Origin of the sequence: Roseomonas sp. CAU 1739 (genome assembly GCF_039839775.1) — a bacterium.
Lineage (GTDB): Bacteria > Pseudomonadota > Alphaproteobacteria > Acetobacterales > Acetobacteraceae > Neoroseomonas.
In genome coordinates this window covers 241,565-261,785 of record NZ_JBDOQQ010000001.1, presented here as the reverse complement: position 1 = coordinate 261,785, position 20,221 = coordinate 241,565, and the positions used below count along the sequence as shown (strand labels likewise).

Here is a 20,221-nt window from a genome sequence, read left to right as displayed (position 1 = left end):
GACATCGCCGCGCGCCCGGCCCTTGCCCTGTCAGACGGGCACCGGCCCTACCCGCGCCGGTTCGCCTTCTCCCCCGCGAGCAGCGCGCGCTTGCGCTCCACCCCCCAGCGGTAGCCCGTCAGGTCGCCATCCTTGCCGACCACGCGATGGCACGGCACGGCGAGCGACACCTTGTTCTGCGCACAGGCCCGCGCCACCGCCCGCGTCGCGCGCGGCATGCCCATCTCGGCCGCGAGCCCGCCATAGCTGCGCGTCTCGCCGAGCGGGATGCGCCGCAGCGCTTCCCACACCTGGCGCTGGAACGCCGTGCCCCGTAGGTCGAGCGGCAGGTCCAGCGCCGCCTTGGGTTCGGCGATGAAGCCGACGACACTGCGCATGGACCCGGCCAGCGCCTCGGGCGCGTCTTCGATGCGGGCATGGGGGAAGCGGTGCATCACGTCGCCGCGCAGCCCGGCCTCATCCTCGCCGAAGCCGATGAAGCAGATGCCGGCCTCGGTCGCGCCGATCATCAGCAGCCCCAGCGCGCTGTCGGCCAGCGCGACGCGGATCACTTCCCCCGCCCCGCCGCGCCGGGCGGCGCCCGGTGTCATGCCGAGCACTCGGCCGGGTGTTTCGTACACCCGGCTCTCGCTGCCGAAGCCGGCTTCGGCCACCGCATCGGCGACGCGCGACCCGCCGGCGAGGGCCGCCGACAGCCGCCGCGCCCGCACGCTCTCGGCGAAGGACCGCGGCGTGACCCCGGTGATGTCGCGGAACAGCCGGAGGAAGTGGTGGCGCGCATAGCCCGCCCGATCGGCCAGCGTGGCGAGCGAGGGGATGGTCTCGGCTTGTTCGATCATGTCGCAGGCGGCGCGGATCGCCGCGGCGTGGATGGCGGCGCGCTCACCCTTCGGGTCGCAGCGCTTGCAGGCACGGAAGCCCTCCGCCTCCGCCGCTGCGACATCGACAAAGAAGCGGGTGTTGCGACGCAACGGCGGGCGGGACGGACAGCCTGGCCGGCAGAACACCCCCTGCGTCGTCACCGCATAGAGGAAGGATCCAACCGCCGGAGCCGGGTCGCGCGCCAGCACGGCGGTCCAGCGGGCCTCGTCGAGATTCGGGGAGCGGAGGTCATCGGGCATGGGGCACAGATGCCATGGGGTGATCGGGGCAGCCATCCGGCCGTTGCGCCGGCATGGCGCCCGGCACGACGGCAACGACACGCCCGTCGCGGGAGATTGGCAACGACTTTCCCCGGCAGCCGGCCCGCCGCCATCGTCCGCGTCCAGCCAGGATGTTCGTCACCGCAGCCCCGCGCCCGTTGGGCCATGGCGCGACAAGGAGGCCCAGCGGCCCCTTCAGGTCGCGTCGCCGTCCGCCTTGCGGCGCAACTCTCGCACCCGTTCGGCACCGCCGCGCAGGCGTGGGTTCAGTGCCAGCGCGGCTTCCATGCTGCGCAGCGCCGCGCGCGCATCGCCACGTTCCTCCTGCAGGATCGACAGCGTGACCAGGGCGCCGAAGTGCCGAGGCTCCAGCCGCAGCGCCTCCTGCAGGTCGCGCGCGGCGGCCGGTGCGTCGCCCAGCGCGGCATAGGCCTGGCCACGCTGGAGCCAGGCCTCGGCACTGGTCGGGCTGAGGACGATGGCGGCGTCGAAATCCTCCAGCGCCTCGTCATTCGTGCGGGCGGCGAGGTTGCGCGCGCCGCGGCGCAGCAGCAGCACCGCGGCGGGCGACGCGGCCTCGATCCACAGCGTGCGGATGCGGGTCTCGATCATCAACGCGCTCGGCTCGTCCGGCGCCGTCTTCAGGCTCTCGAACAGAGTGTCGAGTTCGGCGCGCCGGGTCTCCTGCTGGCGGTTCGGCGCCGGCTGCGCCATGGCCATCCCGGGCAGGATCAGCAGCGGCAGGGCGATCAGGGCAGCGCGCATGGCTCGACGATCCACCCTGGCGCCCCGGCGGTGCAAGGGCCGGCTCGTCATGCCGCCACCCGTGCGCGGGCGATGGCGGCGGGTTCCGGGCCGCCGGCCATCCAGTCCAGCAGCTCGACCGTATGCACCGCCGGGATCGCGCCGTCGCCGAGCTGCGTCAGGCAGCCGATATTGCCCGAGGCGATCAGCGCCGCACCGGTGCGCGCGATGTTGTCCTGCTTGCGTGCCTTGAGCTGCCCGGCGATCTCCGGCTGCATCAGGTTGTAGGTGCCGGCGGACCCGCAGCAGATATGCCCTTCCGCCGGTTCCTTCACGGTGAACCCGGCGGCCTTGAGCAGGGCCTTCGGCTCGGCGGTGATCTTCTGGCCATGCTGCAGCGAACAGGCGGCGTGGTAGGCGACCGTCAGCCCCGGCGCCGGCCGGGTGGGCGCATAGGCGTAGCGGGTCAGCACCTCGGAGATGTCGGCGGCCAGCGCCGAGACGCGGGCGGCGGCCTCGCGCTCCGGTTCTTCGCGGAACATGAAGCCGTAGTCCTTCACTGTCGTGCCGCAGCCGGATGCATTGATCACGATCGCGTCCAGCCCCTCCCCCGCCATCTCCCGGCTCCAGGCCGCGATATTGGCGCGGGCAAGGCGCATCGCCGGGTCGTGGTGGCCCATATGATGGTCGAGCGCGCCGCAGCAGCCCTGATCCTTCGTCACCACCACCTCGATGCCCATGCGGGTCAGCAGGCGGATCGTCGCCTCGTTGATCGACGGTGCGAGGACCTGCTGCGCGCAGCCGGTCAGCAGCCCGACGCGGGCGCGGCGCGGCCCGATGGCCGGATGCACCCGCGGCCGTTCCACATCCGACGGCGAGGGCACCGAGGCCGGTGCCAGTTGCAGCATCGCCCGCACCCGCTGCGCCGTGGCCGACCGGCCCGGCACGAACCGCGCCAGCGGCCGCGTCAGCCCCGCGCCGACCAGCGCCAGGCGGAACCGACCGGGATGCGGCAGCACGAAGGACAGCACGCGCCGCAGCGCCCGTTCCGGCCAGGGGCGGCGGTAGGTCCGGTGGATATAGGCACGCGCATGATCCACCAGGTGCATGTAGTTCACGCCCGAGGGGCAGGTCGTCATGCAGGACAGGCAGGACAGGCAGCGATCGACGTGGCGGACCACCTGTTCGGTCGCCGGCTGGCCACCCTCCAGCATCTCCTTGATCAGGTAGATGCGCCCCCGCGGGGAATCCAACTCGTCGCCCAGCAGCAGGAAGGTCGGGCAAGTCGCCGTGCACATGCCGCAATGGACGCAGGTGCGCAGGATGCGATTGCTCTCCGCCGTATCGGGATCGGCCAGCTGGGCGGGGGAGAAGGTCGTCTGCATCGGCCCAATCTAGGGGCGCCGGGCCCCGGCCGCCAGCAGCATGGCCCGTGGACGGGCCGGCTGCCCGCCCCGTATCGTCGTCCACGCGCGCAGGGGGATTCGCAGGATGCTGAACGAGGCCGTCGTCGAACTCGCGAGTCACAGCGTCTCGTTGTTCGCCCTCGCCCTGCTGGCGTTTCAGGCCTTTGCCAAGGAGGCGGGGTATTTCTTCGGACGCCGGATCGCCCTGCGGAACGAGAACCCCGGTGAGGGCGTCGGCGTGGTGGTGGGCGGCATGCTCGGCCTGCTCGCCTTCGTCCTCGCCCTGACGCTCTCCTTCTCGAGCGCCCGCTTCCAGGAACGGCGCGAAGGCACCCTGGCCGAGGCCAACGGCATCGGCACCGCCTGGCTCCAGGCGCAGGCGATCGGCCATCCCCGCGGCACCGAGATCGCCCGCCTGCTGGAGGCCTACACCCAGCAGCGGCGCGTCTTCGTCGCGGCGGACCGCCTCGACCCCGCGCTGGAGGAAGCGACGCGCGCCACCAATGCCCTGCAATCCCAGATCTGGGGGCATCTTGCGGCGATCGTACGCGAACGGCCGGACCCGGCCGTAGCCTCCCTGATGAACGCGCTCAACACCACCTTCGACCTGTCCACGGCCGAGCGTTTCGCCTTCGCGCTGACCTTCCCGCCGCAGCTGTTCTGGCTGCTGGTGGGCATGAGCGCGGTGGCCATGTCGGCGCTCGGCTTCCAGCTCGGGCTGCGCCAGCGGCCGCTGCGCCTGCTGACCCTGCTGCTGCTGTGCATGTGGACGGCGACGACGACGGTGATCCTGGACATGGGCTCGGCCCGGGTCGGGACAATCCGCGTCGGCACCCAGGCCTATGACTGGACGATCCAGGGGTTCCAGGGCGGCGTGACGATCCCGCCCGCACCGGCGCGCTGAGCCCGCCCGGCGCGACCGCGCCCGATGGCGTGCTCTGACCTGCGCCGGTGCCGTGCCGGCACCAGGCCTGCCGGGCGCCGGGCCGGCGGCCCTCCCGCTGGGCGTACCGGCGTGCTATCTGGCCGCTGAGAATGGCTCGCAACATGACATTGGACCGCGCGCCGGCGGTGCCGCGGCGGCGACGGGCACCGGCCTGGGCCTGGGGATCGCTGCTGGTCGCCGGCGCGATCGGCGGGCCGATGCTCGCCGTCGTGCTGACCGCGGCCGCCCTGCCCGGGGCGAGCTTCATCCATATCGCCACCACCACCTTGCCCGAGATGCTGCGCAACTCCGTGCTGCTGGCGCTGCTGGTGGGGGCGATGGCCGGGTCGGCCGGGGCGGTCTCCGCCTGGATCATCTCGACCTGCGACTTTCGCGGCCGGTCGGTGCTGGAAGTCGCCCTGCTGCTGCCCATGGCCATGCCGGCCTACCTCAACGGCTATGTCTACACCTGGCTGCTCGATGTCGCCGGACCGGTGCAGGAGACGTTCCGCAGCCTGACCGGGCTGCGCTACGGGCAGTACTGGATGCCCGAGATCCGGTCCCTGTCCGGTGCGGCCGTGATGCTGGCGATGGTGCTCTACCCCTACGTCTACCTGCTGTGCCGCGCCGCCTTCCTGCAGCAGAGCGTCTGCCTGCTCGAAGCCTCCCGCACGCTGGGCCATGGGCTGCCGCGCACCTTCCTGCATGTCGCGCTGCCGCTGGCGCGCCCCGCGCTCGCTGCCGGCATCGCGCTGGCGCTGATGGAGACGCTGGCCGATTTCGGCACCGTCCAGCATTTCGGCGTGCGCACCTTCACCACCGGCATCTACGAGGCCTGGTTCGGCATGGGCGACCGCGGTGCGGCCGCACAGCTTTCGGTCGCCCTGCTCGGCTGCGTCTTCCTGGCGCTGGCGCTGGAGCATCTGTCGCGCGGCGGGCGCCGCTTCCACCCGACCACGACCCGCCATCCGCCGCTGCGCCCCGTTCAGCTGCGCGGCTGGAAGCAGGCCGCCGCGATCGTGTCCTGCGCCATGCCGGTGGTGCTGGGCTTCGTGGTGCCGGCGGGCGCGCTGGCCTGGCTGGCGGCAACCACCGGCGACCCGCTCGACCCGCGCCGCTTCCTGCCCTTCGCGGTGAATTCGCTGGTGCTGTCGGGCATCACCGCGGCACTCGCCGTGCTGCTGGCGGCCATGATGGCCTGGGCGGCGCGCATGCATCCCTCGCCGCTGCGCCGGGCGGCGAACCGGGTCGCGGGGCTGGGCTATGCGCTGCCGGGGTCGGTGATCGCCGTCGGCACGCTGGTGCCCTTCGGCGTCTTCGACAACGCGCTCGATGCCTGGATGCGGCAGCATTTCGGCGTCTCGACCGGGCTGATCCTGTCTGGAACGATCGTCGCCCTGGTTTTCGCCTATCTCGTGCGCTTCCTCGCGGTGGCGCTGTCGGCGGTGGAATCCGGGCTGGCGCGGCTCAAGCCGTCCCTGTTCGCCGCGGCGCGGGTGCTCGGGCGGACGCCGGGCCAGGCGATGCGGGAGGTCGAGTTGCCGCTGGCGCGCGGCGCGCTGCTGACCGCCGCCGTGCTGGTCTTCGTGGATACGATGAAGGAGTTGCCGGCGACGCTGATCGTGCGGCCCTTCGACTTCGATACGCTGGCGGTGCGGCTGTACAGCCTCGCCTCCGATGAAAGGCTGGCGGAGGCATCCACGGCGGCGCTGCTGATCGTCGTGGTCGGGCTGCTGCCGGTGGCGGCGCTGACACGGGCGATGCGGCGGCAGGAGTGAGCGGCACGGCGCCGCCCGGCGCCGGCGCGGGGGGGCGCCTGCCGACAGGCCCGGCGCCTTCGGCCTACCCTGCCGCCCATGAGCCCTCCCTTCGATTCGACGCCCGTCCTCAGGGCCTTCGCCGCGCACCGGCTGTGGAAACTGCGGGCCATGGACCCTGCCGCCGAGCAGGAACGCCAGTTGCTGACGCTGGTGCGGCGGGCGGCGGGCACGCGCTTCGGGCGCGACCATCGCTTCGACGCCATCGGTTCGGTCGCCGCGTTCCAGCGCGCCGTGCCGCTGCGCCGTTATGAGGATCTGCACGACGACTACCTCGCCGGCGCGCTGCCGGCGCTGGACAACCTGCTGTGGCCGGGGCTCACGCCCTATCTGGCGCTGTCATCGGGCACCACGGCCGGGCGGACCAAGCGCATACCGGTGACCTGGCCGATGCTGCGGGCCAATCGCGATGCGGCGCTCGACCTGATGGCGTGGCATCTGGCGGCCAATCCGCGGGCGCGCCCGCTGGCGGGCCTATCCTTCATGCTGGGTGGATCGACGGCGCTCGACCCGGCCGCACCGGGCGTCCTGCAGGGCGACCTGTCGGGCATCGCGGCCCATGAGATGCCCGTCCTGCTGCGCCCCTGGACCTGGCCGCCGGAGGAACTGGCGCTGATGCCCGATTGGGACGCCAAACTCGACGCCCTGGCGCGACGGGCGCCGGTCGAGGCGATCAGCATCCTGTCGGGCACGCCGTCCTGGCTTCTCGTGCTGTTCGAACGCCTGGCCGCGCGGGCCGGCATGCCGCCGCTGCCGGCGCTCGACCTGCTGATCCATGGCGGCGTCGCCTGGTCACCCTATCGCAACCGAATCGCGCCCTACCTGCCGCCGGGCTGTGCGACGCGGGAAGCCTATGCCGCCAGCGAGGGTTTCATCGCGGTCGCCGACCGCGGCGACGGCGAAGGCATGCGGCTCAGCCTGGATCATGGCTGCTTCTTCGAATTCGTGCCGGTCGAGGAACTCGGATCCGCTAACCCGACGCGGCATTGGGTGGCGACGATCGAGACGGGCATCGAATATGCGGTGGTGGTGTCGTCCTGCGCCGGGCTGTTCGGATACCTGATCGGCGACACGGTGCGCTTCATCGACCGTGCCCCGCCGCGGCTGCTGGTGACCGGGCGGACGTCATGGATGCTGTCGGCCTTCGGCGAGCATGTGACGGGCGAGGAGATCGAGGCCGCGCTGCGCGACGCGACCGCCGCCGCCGGCATCGCGGTGGCGGAATATGCGGTGGGCCCCGAATTCGTGGCCAGCGCGGGGCGGCATCGCTGGTGCATCGAGGCGGTCGGCGACGTGCCGCCGCATGCCGCGAAGGGTCTGGCCGCCACGCTGGATGTCGCGCTGCGGGCGACCAATGACGACTATGCGGCGCATCGTGACGGGGCGCAGCTCGCGGCCCCAGCGGTGGTGCTGCTGCCGCCGGGCGCCTTCGCCGGGTGGATGCGCGCGGAGGGCAAGCTCGGCGGCCAGCACAAGGTGCCGCGCGTGGTTGCCGACCCCGACCGCTTCGCCGCGATGGTGGCGGTGCTCGTCGCCCATCGCCCCTGATGCGGGGGCGGCGCCCCTGGCGTCATGCCGCGGCGACAAGGGATCGACCCACGTCGCCACGGCCTCCGGCTGTTGGTTCGCGCGCGGTGGCGCAAGGGTCAGGCCGTTGGCGCCCGGGGATCAGTGGCCCTGGTCGGGTGCGGCGTCGGAATTGAGCAGCGTGTAGCGCTCGATGCCGATGCGCTCGATCAGGTCGAACTGGGTGTCGACGAAATCGGCGTGATGTTCCTCATCCTTCAGGATCGAGGCGAACAGGTCGCGGGTGATGTAGTCGCGCACGGATTCGCAATAGGCGATGGCCTCGCGCAGGTCGCCTATCGCCTTTTCCTCGAGCTTCTGGTCGCATTCGAGGATCTCGCGCACGCCTTCCCCGGTCAGGATCGGGTTGAGGCGCTGGACGTTCGGATGGCCGCCGAGGAACAGGATGCGCTCGATCAACGCATCGGCGTGGCGCATCTCCTCGATCGATTCCTCGTATTCGTGCTTGCCGAGCTTTGTCACGCCCCAGTGGCGCAGCATCCGCGCATGCAGGAAATACTGGTTGATGGCGGTCAGCTCATTGGTGAGCTGGGTGTTCAGATGCTCGATCACCTTGGGGTCGCGCAGCATGGCCATTCTCCATTCGGGCGGCGCCCGGTCGCGCGCCAATCCCATGGTATACGGAATTCGCGCGCCGGGCTGTCAAGCAAGGCGCCATGGCGGCGCATGCGATCACGCAACCGTCAGTTCGACGGGCAGGCGCCTTCCCCGGTGCGCAGCAGGTCGAGGATGGTGCGGCAGCAGCAGCCGCACTGCGCGCCGCAGCCGCAGCCGGCATAGACCTCGGCGGGGCGGGAGGCACCGGCCGCGATGGCCGCGGTGATCTGCGCCTGCGTCAGGCGGTTGCAGTGGCAGACGACCATCGTCGCGCCCGCCTCAGCGCCAGCCGGCGCGCTGCATGATCTGCAGCGCCTGGGCCGCGCGCGCCGGGTCGCGCAGGGCCTCGATCGATTCCGGCCGGAATTCACCCATGGCGACCAGGATCGGATCCATCGGCGCGCCGGGCACGGCGGGGTATTCCATGTTGCCCAGGGCGACGATCCGCTGCGCCTCGTCGGAGACCAGGTATTCCAGGAAGCGGCGCGCGGCCTCGGCGTGCGGCGCGGTCTTCACCAGCCCGGCACCGGAGACATTGATATGCGTCCCGCGATCACCGGCCGCCTGGTTCGGGAAGATCACGCCGATGCGTTCGAACACCGCGCGATCCTCGGCGCGATCGGACTTGCCGACATGGCCGAGATAGTAGGTGTTGGAGATGGCGATGCGGCACTGGCCGGATGGGATGGCGCGGAACTGATCACGGTCCCCACCCTGCGGCGGGCGGGCCAGGTTGGCGGCGACGCCGCGCGCCCAGGCCTCGGTCCCGGCTTCGCCGTCGGCGGCGAGGATGCTGGTGGCGAGGGCCACATTGTAGGGATGGTTCGAGGCGCGCACGCAGATCTGCCCGCGGAAGCGCGGATCGGCGAGGTCCTCATACCGCGTCAGGCCCGGCGGCGGGCCGGCCTGCTTGTCGTACATGATGACGCGGCCGCGCATGGTGATGGCGAACCACTGGCCGTTCGGGTCGCGCAGCCCGGCCGGCACGCGGGCGTCGACGGCCGGAAGCGCGTAGGGCTGCAGGATGCCGGCCTGTTCGGCGCGTGCGAGGCGCGTGGCATCGACGGTGATGAAGACGTCGGCGGGGCTGTTCGCGCCCTCGGACTGGATGCGTGCGACCAGCTGGTCGGCATCGCCCTGGATGGCGCGCACGCGGATGCCGGTGGCGCGGGTGAAGGCCTCATAGAGCTGCGCGTCGGTGTCGTAGTGGCGCGCCGTATAGACGTTGACCTCCTGCTGCTGGGCGGAGGCGGCGACGGGCGCGGCGATGACGGCCAAGGCAAGCAGATGGCGACGGAGCATGAAGACCTCGGATCTGGTGCCGCCGGGTTATCGCAGATGCGACGCGTTCGCAAGCGCTGTTGTCATGACCACGAATGGATCGCCAGGCGGGCCGCACCGCCCCGCCTGGCCGCCATGCCCTATTTCTGCAGGCCGCGCAGGAACTTCGCGCGCGACCCGCTGCCCGCCATCAGGAAGGCGTGGTCGGACCCCGAGAGCAGGAAGCGCGCGCCCAGCGCGATGTAGTCCGGCGCGACCTTCTCATCATAGACGCCGCCCATGCCCATGTGCTTGCCATGCGCCTTGCAGGCATCGGCCACCTTGGCATAGGCGGCGCGCACATCCGGGTGGCCGATCTGCCCGGCGATGCCCATGGAGGCCGTGAGGTCGGAGGTGCCGATCATCAGGCTGTCCACGCCGGGCACCGCGGCGATGGCGTCGGCGTTGGCCACGGCCTCGGGCGTCTCGATCATGACGCAGACGAAGACTTCCTTGTTGAGTTCCACCTGGGCGGCGGCGGTGTCGGCGACGACGAAGCCATATTGCGCCGGCGGCCCGCCCCAGGAGCGTTCACCGATGGGTGGGTAGCGGAAGGCGCGGACGACGGCCTCGGCTTCCTCCTTGGTGTCGATATGCGGGACGACCACGCCCATCGCGCCGTTGTCGAGGCAGCGCGTGCCTTCGAACAGCGCATCCTTGCAGCAGCGCACGATGGGGGTGACGCCCTGGGACAGCGCAGCCATGCACATCTTCGTGGCGTCATCGACGCCCATCGCGCCGTGTTCCATGTCGATGAACAGCCAGTCGAAACCGCCGGCCGCGGCGATCATGCCGACGGCGGGCGTGCGCAGGTGATGCACGCCGAAGCCCAGGGCGAGTTCGCCCTTCTCCAGGCGACGGCGGGCGAGATTGGGTGCGAGCGGCATGGTGGCGTGTCCCCGTGTTGGCAGTGGGTTCACGGCACCATGCGGGCGGGGGGCGGTCAATCCGCCAGACGGACGCTCATCGCAAGGGTGTATTGATCCACGCGCGGGGTCATGGTCAGGCCCTGGCGCGCGCCCCAGTTGTTCACCTGCAACAGCAGCGGCGGCATCACCGCGTCGGACAAGGCGATGTCCGTCGCCTGGCGCAGCAGGATGAGCCGGCGCGTCGCGTCCAGTTCGCCCCCGGCTGCGACCATGATCCCGTCCAGCGTGGGGTTCGAGTATCGGATGCGGTTCGCATTGCCGAGCCCACCCTGCCCGCGCGTGCCGAGCTGCGGCACCAGCGTATCGAGCGTCTCGCCTGTCTGGTTGCCCCAGGAGGACAGGAAGACCGGCAACTCATAGCGGTTGCGCCGTGGCGTGAAGACGGCGTGCGGCATGGTCTCGACGGTGGTGGCGACGCCGATGCGCGTCCACATCTGCGCGATCGCCTGTACCATGCGTGCGGAGTTGACGATGCGGTCGTTGGAGGTGGTGAGGGTGATGCGGAAGCCGCCGGGATAGCCGGCCTCGGCCAGCAGGCGGCGCGCCGCGTCAATGTCCGTGCGCTCGACGGGAATGTCGGGGAAGTAGCCGACGAAGCCCTCGGGCAGGAACTGGCCGGTAGCGATGGCCTGGCCTTCGTTGATGCGGTCCACCAGCGCGCGCCGGTCTATCGCCATGGACAATGCGCGGCGCACGCGCACGTCACCCAGCGGGTTCCGCGTCAGCGCCGGGGCACCCTCCGCAGCACGGATATGGCCGGTGGTCAGCGCATCGTCCGTCCGGTCAAAACCGAGGAAGACCAGCCGGTTGGAGGCGACGGTGATGACCTGGAAGCGTCGATCCCCACGCACCCGCGCGACGTCGGTCGAGGGAATGTCGGCGATCAGGTCGACATCGCCGGCGAGCAGCGCCGCCGTTCGCGCCGAATTGTTCGGAATGACGCGGAAGGCGACGCGCTCCCAGGGTTCGCGCTCGCCCCAATAGGTGTCGTTGCGCGTGTAGTGGGCCTCGGTGCCGGCCGACCAGCGGGCGAAGCGGTAGGGGCCGGTACCGATCATGGCCTTGCCGGAATTGTAGTCGTCGGTGGTCGCCGGCTCGCCATGGCGGCGGGAGACGATGAAGATGTTCGACAGGTTCGCCATCAGCAGCGGCGCCGGGGCCGCGGCGGTGATACGAAGGCTGTGCGGGCCGGTGACCTCGATGCGCTGGACCTGTCGCGTCTGGGTGCCGAAGCTGCCCGGGCTGTTCGGCACATTGCCGGCACGCACCAGCGAGAATGCGACGTCATCGGCGGTGAAGGGCGTGCCGTCATGCCAGCGCACACCTTGCCGCAGGCGGATGTCCCAGGTGATGCCGTCCGGCGTCGTGGCATCGGTCGCGAGTTGCGGCGTCAGTTGCATGCTGGCGTCGGTTGCGTGCAGCGCCTCGAAGACATGGGCCGCGGTCGCACTTGATTGCGCGTGGGCGTGGTAATGAGGGTCGAGCGCCGTGGGCGGCGTGGCGAGGCCGATGGTCAACGTCTGCGCCGCGGCGGGCAGCGCTGCGACCAGCAGGGCGGCGGCAAGGCAAATGGAACGCATGGCGGCATCCTCCGGCAAGGATCGCAGCGCCCATCAGGCCGTGCCGCGGGGGCTGGCGTCAACCGGCGCGGTTCTCCACCAGCGCCATCACCGTGGCGAGGTTGTCCGCCTCCTCCACAGGCTTGTCACGGCGGATGCGGGCGATGCGGGGGAAGCGCAGCGCGACGCCGGATTTGTGCCGCGTCGAAAGCTGCGCGGCGTCGAAGGCGACCTCGAAGACGATGCCGCGCTCGACCTCCCGCACCGGGCCGAAGCGATTGACGGTGTTGTTGCGGATCCAGCGGTCCAGCCAAGCGAGTTCTTCGTCGGTGTAGCCCGAATACGCCTTGCCGATCGGCACCAGTTCCCCGTCCTCCCTCCAGACGCCGAAGGTATAGTCGGAGTAGAAGGAAGACCGCTTGCCGTGGCCGCGCTGGGCATACATCAGCACGGCATCGACGGTCAGCGGGTCGCGCTTCCACTTCCACCACAGCCCCTTCACGCGACCGGCGACATAGGCGCTGTCGGCGCGCTTCAGCATCAGCCCTTCGATCGAAGCCGCGCGCGCGCCATCGCGGATGCGCGACAGCGCGTCGATGCTGTCGAAGGGCACCAACGCCGAGAGATCCATGCGCGGCGGCAGCGTGTGCCGGTGCCAGGCTTCCAGCCGAGCTCGGCGGGCATCGAAGGGCAGCGCGCGCACATCCTCGGTGCCGTCGAACAGCAGGTCGTACAGGCGCACCGCGGCGGGGTGGTCGCGCTGCATCTTCGCCGTAACCGACTTGCGGTTCAGCCGCTGCTGCAGGTCGGCGAAGGGTGCGACCTCGCCGTTCCGGACCACCAGCAATTCGCCGTCCAGCACGGCGTGGAACTCCATCGCGGCGAGGATCTCGGGGAAGGCCGCGGAGATATCCTCCCCGCCGCGCGAGAACAGTCGCCTGCCGCCCGGGCCGGCGGTGAGTTGCACGCGAATGCCATCCCACTTCCACTCGGCACGCCAATCCTCGTGCCGCAACGCGGCGAGGTCGGGCTCGTCCAGCGGATGGGCCAGCATCAGCGGGCGAAAGATCGGCGCGTCGCGCGGGTCGGGCCGCGGTCCCTGTCCATCCAGCCAGTGGAACAGCGGGCCATAGGGCGGGGCGACGCCGTGCCAGACTTCCTCGATATCCTCGACGGGCTGGCCGGACCATTCGGCCAGCGCGACGCGCGCCAACCGCGCCGACACGCCGACGCGCAGCCCGCCCGTGACCAGCTTGATCAGCGCCAACCGCGCGCCGGCATCGAGCGTATCGAGCCATCCGGCGATGAGTGCCGGTATCTCGGCCTTCGGCGTCGTCTCCAGCGCCTCGACCACCTCGGCCAAGGTCGGCGGCGGCGCGTTCACCCCCGCACGCGGCTGCCAGATCAGCGCGACCGCCTCAGCGAGGTCGCCGACATAGTCATAGGACATCCGCCAGAGTTCGGGATCCGTGCGGCTCGCCACCAATTCGCGGATCATGCCGGGCTTGGCGGCGGTGAAGGTCAGGTCCCCGGTCAACGCCGCGAGCCCGATCCCGCGATCAGGGTCCGGCTGCGTGGCGAACCATTGCCGCAGCAAAGCAAGCTTGGCGTTGCGCCCTGGCGTGAACACCAACCGTTCCAGCAGTTCCGCGAAAGCCGGCAGGGTCATGCGGCGGCGGGCTCCTCGGCGTCATCCTCCTCGCCGAAGCCGACCAGGTGCAGGGCGCGGCCGCGGATGCCGCGCAGGGACAGGGCGTGGATCAGCGCGTCTTCCCGTCCATGGGTCACCCAGATCTCCGGGGCCTGCACCTCGGTGCAGGTGGCGAGCAACTCGTCCCAGTCGGCGTGGTCGGAGATCACCAGTGGCAATTCTACCCCGCCCTGCTTCGCCCGCTGGCGCACCCGCATCCAGCCCGAGGCGACCGCGACGACGGGTTCCGCCAGCCGGCGCGCCCAGCGATCCGTCACGGCCGAAGGCGGCGCGAGCACGATGGCACCCTGCAATTCCTCCTTCTTCGCCACTGTCGCCGTGCGCAGCGGGCCGAGCGGGACGCCGAGTTCCTCATAGACCCGGCACAGCGCGACATGCGCGCCGTGCAGATGGATCGGCCGGTCCCAGCCGGCCTGGCGCAGCATGGCGATCAGCCGCTGGCATTTGCCGAGCGAGTAGCAGCCGACGACATGGGTGCGTTCGGGAAACAGCGCGACGGAGCGCAGCAGCTTCGCCATCTCCGCCGCGGGCGGCGGGTGGCGGAACACCGGCAGGGCGAAGGTCGCCTCGGTGACGAACAGGTCGCAGGGTTCGACCTCGAAGCCCGCGGCGGTGGGGTCCGCCTGGCGCTTGTAGTCGCCGGAGACCACGGCGCGGCAGCCCTGCCATTCCATGCAGACCTGCGCGGAGCCCAGCACGTGCCCGGCCGGGCGCAACCAGACCCGCACGCCGCCGATCGCCAGTGCCTCGCCATGACGCAGCGCCTGCTGGGTGGTGCCGGCCCGGCCTTCGCCCATCCGCGCGGTCATGATGGCCAGGGTCTCCGGCGTCGCCAGCACATGGGCGTGGCCGGGGCGGGCGTGGTCGGAATGGCCGTGGCTGATCACGGCCCGGTCCACCGCGCGGGTCGGGTCGATGAAGAAGCCGCCGGGTTCGCAGAACAGGCCGGAGGGCGTGACCTTCAGCCAGGTCGAGGGATGCGCCATCCGATCAATGTGGTCGGGCTGTCCGGGCCTTGCCAGGGGCGCGCCGGATGGCGGCGCAGCGCCCGGGGCCGAGGCGCGGGAACGGCGCCCCGGCCGCGGGCTTCGGCCCGTTCAGGCCGGGGCCAGCAGGAAGAAGCGACCGTACTGGGCCTTCTCCTTCTTCCAGGCCTGGGCCGCCAGCGCCACGGAGCCCGCGCCCCAGAACACCAGGTATTCGACGCCGCCCAGGTTCCACAGCCAGCCCATGCCCTTGGTCATCAGGGTCGCATAGACGGCGATGCCCATGATGCCGGCGGAAACCAGGCCCAGCCACTTCACCAGGATGTTCAGGGTCAGCCCGACCAGGCAGGCGAGTTCGGCAGCGAGGGCGAGGTAGAGCATCACCTCCCCATAGGGCAGCACGCGGCCGAAGAAGGCGGCCGACCCGGCCATGTTGCCCAGCTTGAACAGGATGTGCGGGGCATAGAACAGCCCGCACATCAGGCGGAGGACGACCGCCGGATCGGCCAGGTCGAAATCGGATTTGCGCATCGCTCGGATCTCCCATCCTCGATGGATGTGGCGGCATCCTTGCGCCGAGGTGCCGCGTCCCGGTTTGTTGCAGCGCAAACGGCTTTCGCCACCGGTGAATGGTCGTCATAGTCGGCGCGAATGAGAACATTGCCAGAACCATTCGCCGGCTGGTTCGCCGCGCGCGGCTGGACCCCGCGACCGCACCAGCTCGCCCTGCTGGATGCCGCCCATCGCGGCGAAAACGTCCTGCTGCTGGCGCCGACCGGCGGCGGCAAGACGCTCGCCGGGTTCCTGCCCTCGCTGGTCGATCTCGCGGCGCGGCCGCGCGACGGGCTGCACACGCTCTACATCTCCCCGCTCAAGGCGCTGGCGGTCGATATCGCGCGCAACCTGACCCAGCCTGTCGAGGAGATGGGCCTGCCCATCCGCATCGAGACCCGCACAGGCGACACCCCGGTCAACCGTCGCCAGCGGCAGCGCGAGAACCCGCCCAACCTGCTGCTGACCACGCCGGAAAGCCTGACGCTGCTGCTGTCCCTGCCCGACGCGCCCGCGATGTTCGGCGGCCTTGCGGCGATCGTGGTGGATGAGGCGCATGCGCTGGCGGGGTCCAAGCGCGGCGACCAACTGGCGCTGTGCATGTCGCGCCTGGCAAGGCTGGCACCCGCTGCCCGCCGCATCGGCCTATCGGCGACCGTCGCGCACCCCGAGGCACTGCGCGTCTGGCTGTCCCCCACGGCGCGCGCGGATGATGTCCGCCTCGTCGAAACCCGCGGCGGCGCCCTTCCCGTCTTCGACCTGCAACTGCCCGAAGGCCGGCTGCCCTGGGGCGGGCATATGGGCCTCGCCTCCGCCCCCGAAATCTATCGCCGGATCGAAGCGGCACGGGTGACCATCATCTTCGTCAACACCCGCGCCCAGGCGGAGCTGGTCTTCGCCGCACTGTGGCGGCTGAACGAGGCGGCGCTGCCGATCGCCATGCATCACGGCAGCCTGGAGATCGGGCTGCGCCGCAAGGTCGAGGCCGCGATGGCGGAAGGCCGGCTGCGCGGCGTGGTGGCGACGGCGTCGCTCGACCTCGGTATCGACTGGGGCGATGTGGACCAGGTGATCCAGGTCGGCGCGCCCAAGGGCGTGTCGCGGCTGTTGCAGCGGGTCGGCCGCGCCAATCATCGGATGGACGAACCATCGCGCGCCGTGCTGGTGCCGGCCAACCGCTTCGAGGTGGTGGAATGCGTCGCCGCCACCGAAGCCGTCGAGGCCGGCGACCTCGATGGCGAACCGCCGCGCCCCGGCGGGCTCGACGTGCTCGCCCAGCATGTGCTGGCGATGGCCTGCTCGGCGCCGTTCCGGCCCGACGACCTGTATGCCGAGGTCACCCGCGCCGGCCCCTATGCCGCGCTGACGCGCCGCGACTTCGACGATGTGGTTGGCTTCGTCGAGGATGGTGGCTACGCGCTGCAGGCCTATGACCGCTTCCGCCGGCTGTTCCGCGATTCCGAGGGGCTGCTGCATGTCCGCGGCAAGCTGGTCGAGCGGCAGCTGCGCATGAATCTCGGCACCATCGTCGAGACGCCGCTGCTCAAGGTCAGGCTGCGCGGCGGCGGCGTGGTGGGCGAGGTGGAGGAGTACTTCGTCTCCACCCTGGAACCCGGCGACTGCTTCCTGTTCGGCGGCCAGGTGCTGCGGTATGAGCGGCTCGACCCCGGTGCGGTCATCGTCTCCCGCGGTGGGGAGGGCGAGCCGCGCGTGCCGGTCTATGCCGGCAGCCGGATGCCGCTCACGACCTATCTGGCGGCGCGCGTGCGGGCCATCCTGTCCGACCCGCGCCGCTGGCGGCACCTGCCCGATCCGGTGAAGGAATGGCTGCGGCTGCAGCGGCTGAAATCCGAACTGCCGCCGAAGGATGGCCTGCTGATCGAAACCTTCCCGCGCGGCGGCAAGTGGTTCCTCGTCGCCTATACCTTCGAGGGCAAGCTCGCCCACCAGACGCTGGGGATGCTGGTGACCAAGCGCATGGAGAGGCTGGGCATGGCGCCGCTCGGCTATGTCGGGACCGACTACGTGCTGGCGATCTGGTCGGCCTTCGAGCCGCTGGATGTCGAGGCCCTGTTCACCGAGGACATACTGGGCGACGAGATGGAGGAATGGCTCGCCGAATCCTCCATGCTGCGCCGAACCTTCCGCAACATCGCGACGATCGCCGGGCTAATCGAGAAATCCCACCCCGGCGCGGAGAAATCGGGCCGCCAGATGACGATGAATTCCGACCTGATCTATGACGTGCTGCGCCGGCATCAGCCGGACCACATCCTGTTGCGCGCGACGCGCGCCGAAGCCGCGCAGGGGCTGACCGACGTGGCGCGTATCGCCACCCTGCTGGCCCGCGTACAGGGGCGCATCCGCCATCGCGTGCTGGCGCAGGTCTCGCCGCTGGCCGTGCCCGCGCTGATCGAGGAAGGCCGCGAATGGGTCGCGGGCGGAGCGGAGGATGCGTTGCTCGCCGAAGCCGCCGCGCTGGTCGAGGAGGCCACCGACGGCGCCGACCATTTCAGCGAGACGCTGGCCGGGATGACCGACAACCTGCCGGTGCGCGGCACCTCGGTTCCGCGTGAGCGCCGCCGGTCCCGCCATATCCGCAGCGCGCCGAAGATGGTGACGGGCCGATGAGCGCGGCCCCCGTCCATATCGCCGGGGAGCGGCTGATGCTCGACCCCGGCGGCGTGCTGCACTGGCCGGCACGGCGGATGCTCGTCGTCGCCGACCTGCATTTCGAGAAGGGCAGCGCCTTCGCCGCGCGCGGGCGCCTGGTGCCGCCCTATGACACGCGGGAGACGCTGGCGCGCCTTGCGCCGCTGCTGCGGCTCTATGCCCCGCGGCGCATCGTGTTCCTGGGCGATTCCTTCCATGACGCCGAAGGCTGCACGCGCCTGGCGGAGGGCGATCGCACCGCGCTGGTCCACGCCTTGGCCGGGATCGACGCCATCTGGGTTGCCGGCAACCATGACCCCGCGCCGCCGGTCGGCCTGCCCGGCACGGCGGTCGAGGAACTGCGGGACGGCCCCCTCACCTTCCGCCACATCCCGACGCCACGCGCGATCGGTGAGGTCGCGGGGCATCTGCATCCGCGCGCCACGGCGCCAACGCGGGCCGGCGGCGTCGCGCGCCCCTGCTTCGTCAGCGATGGGCGGCGCGTGCTGATGCCGGCCTTCGGCGCCTATACCGGCGGGCTCGATAGCACCGATCCGGCGATCGCAGGCCTGTTCCCGCGCGGCGGGCGCGCCTTCCTGCTCGGGACCGAGCGGCTGTATTCCTTTCCGCTCGCACCCAGGCGGAGCAACATCGCCGTGAAGGTCGAGCGTTTCGGCGGTGGCGGACAGGACCTGCCGCTGTTTGCCGGGGTCAAGCTGCGCAACGGATGACGCATTCACCAGCAAGGGAGGAAAGCGAAATGGCCTATGACGGAAGCTGCCATTGCGGGGCGGTGACCTTCTCCGTGGAAGGAGACGCGCCGGCCAAGGCGCTGTCCTGCAACTGCTCGATCTGCCGCAGGACCGGGGCGCTGCTCGCCTTCGCGCCGCGCAGCGCCATGACGCTGAACAGCGGCGCTGATTCGCTGCGCGAATACCTGTTCCATACGCACAAGATCGCGCATCAGTTCTGCACGACCTGCGGCATCGAGACCTTCGCCTTTGCCAACGCGCCGGACGGCACGCCGAGCGTGGCCATCAACCTGCGCTGCGTGCCAGCAATCGATCTCGATGCGCTGGAGATCCAGCGCTACGACGGCGCCAGTCGATAGGGCGGATCCCGTCCGGGCGGCATCGCCCGGACGGATCAAAGCGGTTTGCTTTCGACCGCGTTCACGCAAGTCGCTCCAACCTGTTGTGGATCGAGCATCGTCACGCGCCTGATTGATCCCCGTCAGGCGCGGTCTGCTCCCGGATGCCTGTCCGGCAAGAACCGGGGCGGCGCCAACGAGGCAGAAGCCGCCCCGGGCGGAGCCGCGGCCAGCCTCACGCCGCGTGGCCCATCCGTGCGGCGCCGCCCGCCAGCCAGGCCGCGCATGCCTCGCCGAGTTCCCGCCGCGCGGCCTCCTCATAGGCCGCGCAATCCGCCGCTGTCAGCACGTCGCGCCAGCGCCCGTTGGTGCCCTTGTTGATGAAGACCTCCGCCCCGCCATCCCAGAAAACGCCGCCGAGCGGCGCGGCCTGTCCCGCATGGGCTTTCATCCAGGCGAAGCTGCTGTGTTCCAGGATCGCAGGCCAGCGATCCTCCGGCACGTCGACTCCCAGGAAGGCGGCGATACGGCGCGCCTCACCCGGTAAATCGGCCTTCAGATCCTCGAAATGGACCAGCAGCAGGTTCGGCAGATCGCGGATCGCCCACCAGCTGCGGATGTTCTCCCAGAACGGCCAGAAGGGATGACCATCACGCGCCATCCAGTCGAGGAAGTAGTCGCGTATCGTGCCCTGCGGCGGCTCGATCGGCGGCCCCACGCGGCCGGGCGTGTCGTTCAATGCCCCGTACCACATGGCATTCGCGTTGACGTGGTGGTTGTGCATGCTCCAGACCACGTCGCGCCCGTCGCGCGCGACGTAGATGTATTTGGCGCGCGGCGAATAGACGAGCGCATCGACCGGCAGATGCGTCTTGAGAAAGCGGCGATGGGTCTGGGCCTCGATGGCGGCGAGCTTCTCGGCCTTGGGCGGCAACCGTAGGTCCACCCAGGGCGAGACCGTAGCGACACCCACATCCGCCGCGCCGCCCGACAGGACCTGGCCGACGATCTGCTGCGTCCAGGTGGTGCCCGACTTCGCATAGGTGCCGACCACGATGTCGTCGTCGCGGAAGACGAGGTCGTTCCAGACCGTCGAATCGAAATGGTGGTTGTGCAGTTCGCGCGTCTTGCGCGGCCAAGCGGCCTGCGGCCGCGTCTCGGCAGGGTTCATCTCGGCTGCTCCGGCTTCCGGACAGGGACGGCT

At 70.6% G+C, this 20,221-nt stretch carries 18 protein-coding genes; 6 read left to right on the top strand and 12 right to left on the bottom strand.

The genetic code is table 11. The annotated features are described in order from the left end of the window. Positions 1-47 precede the first annotated feature (47 nt). From ada to glcF, 3 genes are all read right to left on the bottom strand, one after another. Positions 48-1,121, bottom strand: coding sequence for a bifunctional DNA-binding transcriptional regulator/O6-methylguanine-DNA methyltransferase Ada (gene ada / locus AAFN86_RS01230; RefSeq protein WP_347541380.1), 1,074 nt, complete (start codon positions 1,119-1,121; stop codon positions 48-50). A gap of 216 nt (positions 1,122-1,337) precedes the next feature. Continuing rightward, entirely contained in the window at positions 1,338-1,907 is a 570-nt protein-coding gene (locus AAFN86_RS01225) for a tetratricopeptide repeat protein (protein WP_347541379.1), read from the bottom strand. 47 nt (positions 1,908-1,954) lie between these two features. Further along, the gene (gene glcF / locus AAFN86_RS01220) at positions 1,955-3,271 is read right to left on the bottom strand and encodes a glycolate oxidase subunit GlcF (protein WP_347541378.1); all 1,317 of its coding nucleotides are present in this window, start codon (positions 3,269-3,271) and stop codon (positions 1,955-1,957) included. A gap of 106 nt (positions 3,272-3,377) precedes the next feature. Between glcF and AAFN86_RS01215 the strand changes: the two genes are divergently transcribed. The 3 genes from AAFN86_RS01215 to AAFN86_RS01205 all read left to right on the top strand — a co-directional run bounded on the left by AAFN86_RS01215 (position 3,378) and on the right by AAFN86_RS01205 (position 7,582). Beyond that, positions 3,378-4,196 carry a hypothetical protein gene (locus tag AAFN86_RS01215; protein WP_347541377.1) on the top strand — a complete coding sequence of 273 codons (819 nt, stop codon included), beginning with the start codon at positions 3,378-3,380 and terminating at the stop codon, positions 4,194-4,196. A 143-nt stretch (positions 4,197-4,339) separates the two neighbouring features. Beyond that, the gene (locus AAFN86_RS01210; RefSeq protein WP_347541376.1) at positions 4,340-5,995 is read left to right on the top strand and encodes an iron ABC transporter permease; all 1,656 of its coding nucleotides are present in this window, start codon (positions 4,340-4,342) and stop codon (positions 5,993-5,995) included. A gap of 150 nt (positions 5,996-6,145) precedes the next feature. After that, a complete protein-coding gene (locus tag AAFN86_RS01205; protein ID WP_347541375.1) occupies positions 6,146-7,582 on the top strand; it encodes a GH3 auxin-responsive promoter family protein in 1,437 nt (478 codons plus the stop codon). 120 nt (positions 7,583-7,702) lie between these two features. On the opposite strand, the gene bfr is transcribed toward AAFN86_RS01205, so the two are convergent. The 8 genes from bfr to AAFN86_RS01165 form a co-directional block, all read right to left on the bottom strand. Continuing rightward, positions 7,703-8,191 (bottom strand): bacterioferritin, encoded by a 489-nt coding sequence (bfr, locus tag AAFN86_RS01200; protein ID WP_347541374.1) that lies wholly within the window; start codon positions 8,189-8,191, stop codon positions 7,703-7,705. A gap of 113 nt (positions 8,192-8,304) precedes the next feature. After that, complete coding sequence (locus AAFN86_RS01195) at positions 8,305-8,484, bottom strand: (2Fe-2S)-binding protein (RefSeq protein WP_347541373.1); 180 nt, start codon at positions 8,482-8,484, stop codon at positions 8,305-8,307. 13 nt (positions 8,485-8,497) lie between these two features. Beyond that, a complete protein-coding gene (locus AAFN86_RS01190; RefSeq protein WP_347541372.1) occupies positions 8,498-9,520 on the bottom strand; it encodes an extracellular solute-binding protein in 1,023 nt (340 codons plus the stop codon). Between the two features lie 119 nt (positions 9,521-9,639). Beyond that, positions 9,640-10,425, bottom strand: coding sequence for an aldolase/citrate lyase family protein (locus tag AAFN86_RS01185; protein ID WP_347541371.1), 786 nt, complete (start codon positions 10,423-10,425; stop codon positions 9,640-9,642). Between the two features lie 56 nt (positions 10,426-10,481). Next, positions 10,482-12,047: an ABC transporter substrate-binding protein gene (locus tag AAFN86_RS01180; protein ID WP_347541370.1), complete on the bottom strand. Its 1,566-nt coding sequence runs from the start codon at positions 12,045-12,047 to the stop codon at positions 10,482-10,484. A 58-nt stretch (positions 12,048-12,105) separates the two neighbouring features. Next, positions 12,106-13,695, bottom strand: a complete 1,590-nt coding sequence (locus AAFN86_RS01175) for a cisplatin damage response ATP-dependent DNA ligase (protein ID WP_347541369.1) — start codon at positions 13,693-13,695, stop codon at positions 12,106-12,108. Next, complete coding sequence (locus tag AAFN86_RS01170; protein WP_347541368.1) at positions 13,692-14,723, bottom strand: ligase-associated DNA damage response exonuclease; 1,032 nt, start codon at positions 14,721-14,723, stop codon at positions 13,692-13,694. The genes AAFN86_RS01175 and AAFN86_RS01170 overlap by 4 nt, the downstream gene beginning before the upstream one ends. A 111-nt stretch (positions 14,724-14,834) precedes the next feature. Further along, positions 14,835-15,254, bottom strand: coding sequence for a DoxX family membrane protein (locus tag AAFN86_RS01165; RefSeq protein ID WP_347541367.1), 420 nt, complete (start codon positions 15,252-15,254; stop codon positions 14,835-14,837). Between the two features lie 120 nt (positions 15,255-15,374). Here AAFN86_RS01165 and AAFN86_RS01160 point away from each other — a divergent pair, with 120 nt between their 5' ends. The 3 genes from AAFN86_RS01160 to AAFN86_RS01150 are packed head-to-tail and all read left to right on the top strand — an operon-like array spanning position 15,375 to position 19,038. Beyond that, positions 15,375-17,906 carry a ligase-associated DNA damage response DEXH box helicase gene (locus tag AAFN86_RS01160; RefSeq protein ID WP_347541366.1) on the top strand — a complete coding sequence of 844 codons (2,532 nt, stop codon included), beginning with the start codon at positions 15,375-15,377 and terminating at the stop codon, positions 17,904-17,906. After that, complete coding sequence (pdeM, locus tag AAFN86_RS01155) at positions 17,903-18,658, top strand: ligase-associated DNA damage response endonuclease PdeM (protein ID WP_347541365.1); 756 nt, start codon at positions 17,903-17,905, stop codon at positions 18,656-18,658. The genes AAFN86_RS01160 and pdeM overlap by 4 nt, the downstream gene beginning before the upstream one ends. 29 nt (positions 18,659-18,687) lie before the next feature. Continuing rightward, on the top strand, positions 18,688-19,038 hold the full coding sequence (locus AAFN86_RS01150; RefSeq protein ID WP_347541364.1) for a GFA family protein: 351 nt from the start codon (positions 18,688-18,690) through the stop codon (positions 19,036-19,038). A 214-nt stretch (positions 19,039-19,252) separates the two neighbouring features. Here AAFN86_RS01150 and AAFN86_RS01145 read toward each other — a convergent pair whose 3' ends face one another. Beyond that, positions 19,253-20,188, bottom strand: coding sequence for a sulfotransferase domain-containing protein (locus AAFN86_RS01145; protein ID WP_347541363.1), 936 nt, complete (start codon positions 20,186-20,188; stop codon positions 19,253-19,255). Between the last annotated feature and the right edge of the window lie 33 nt (positions 20,189-20,221).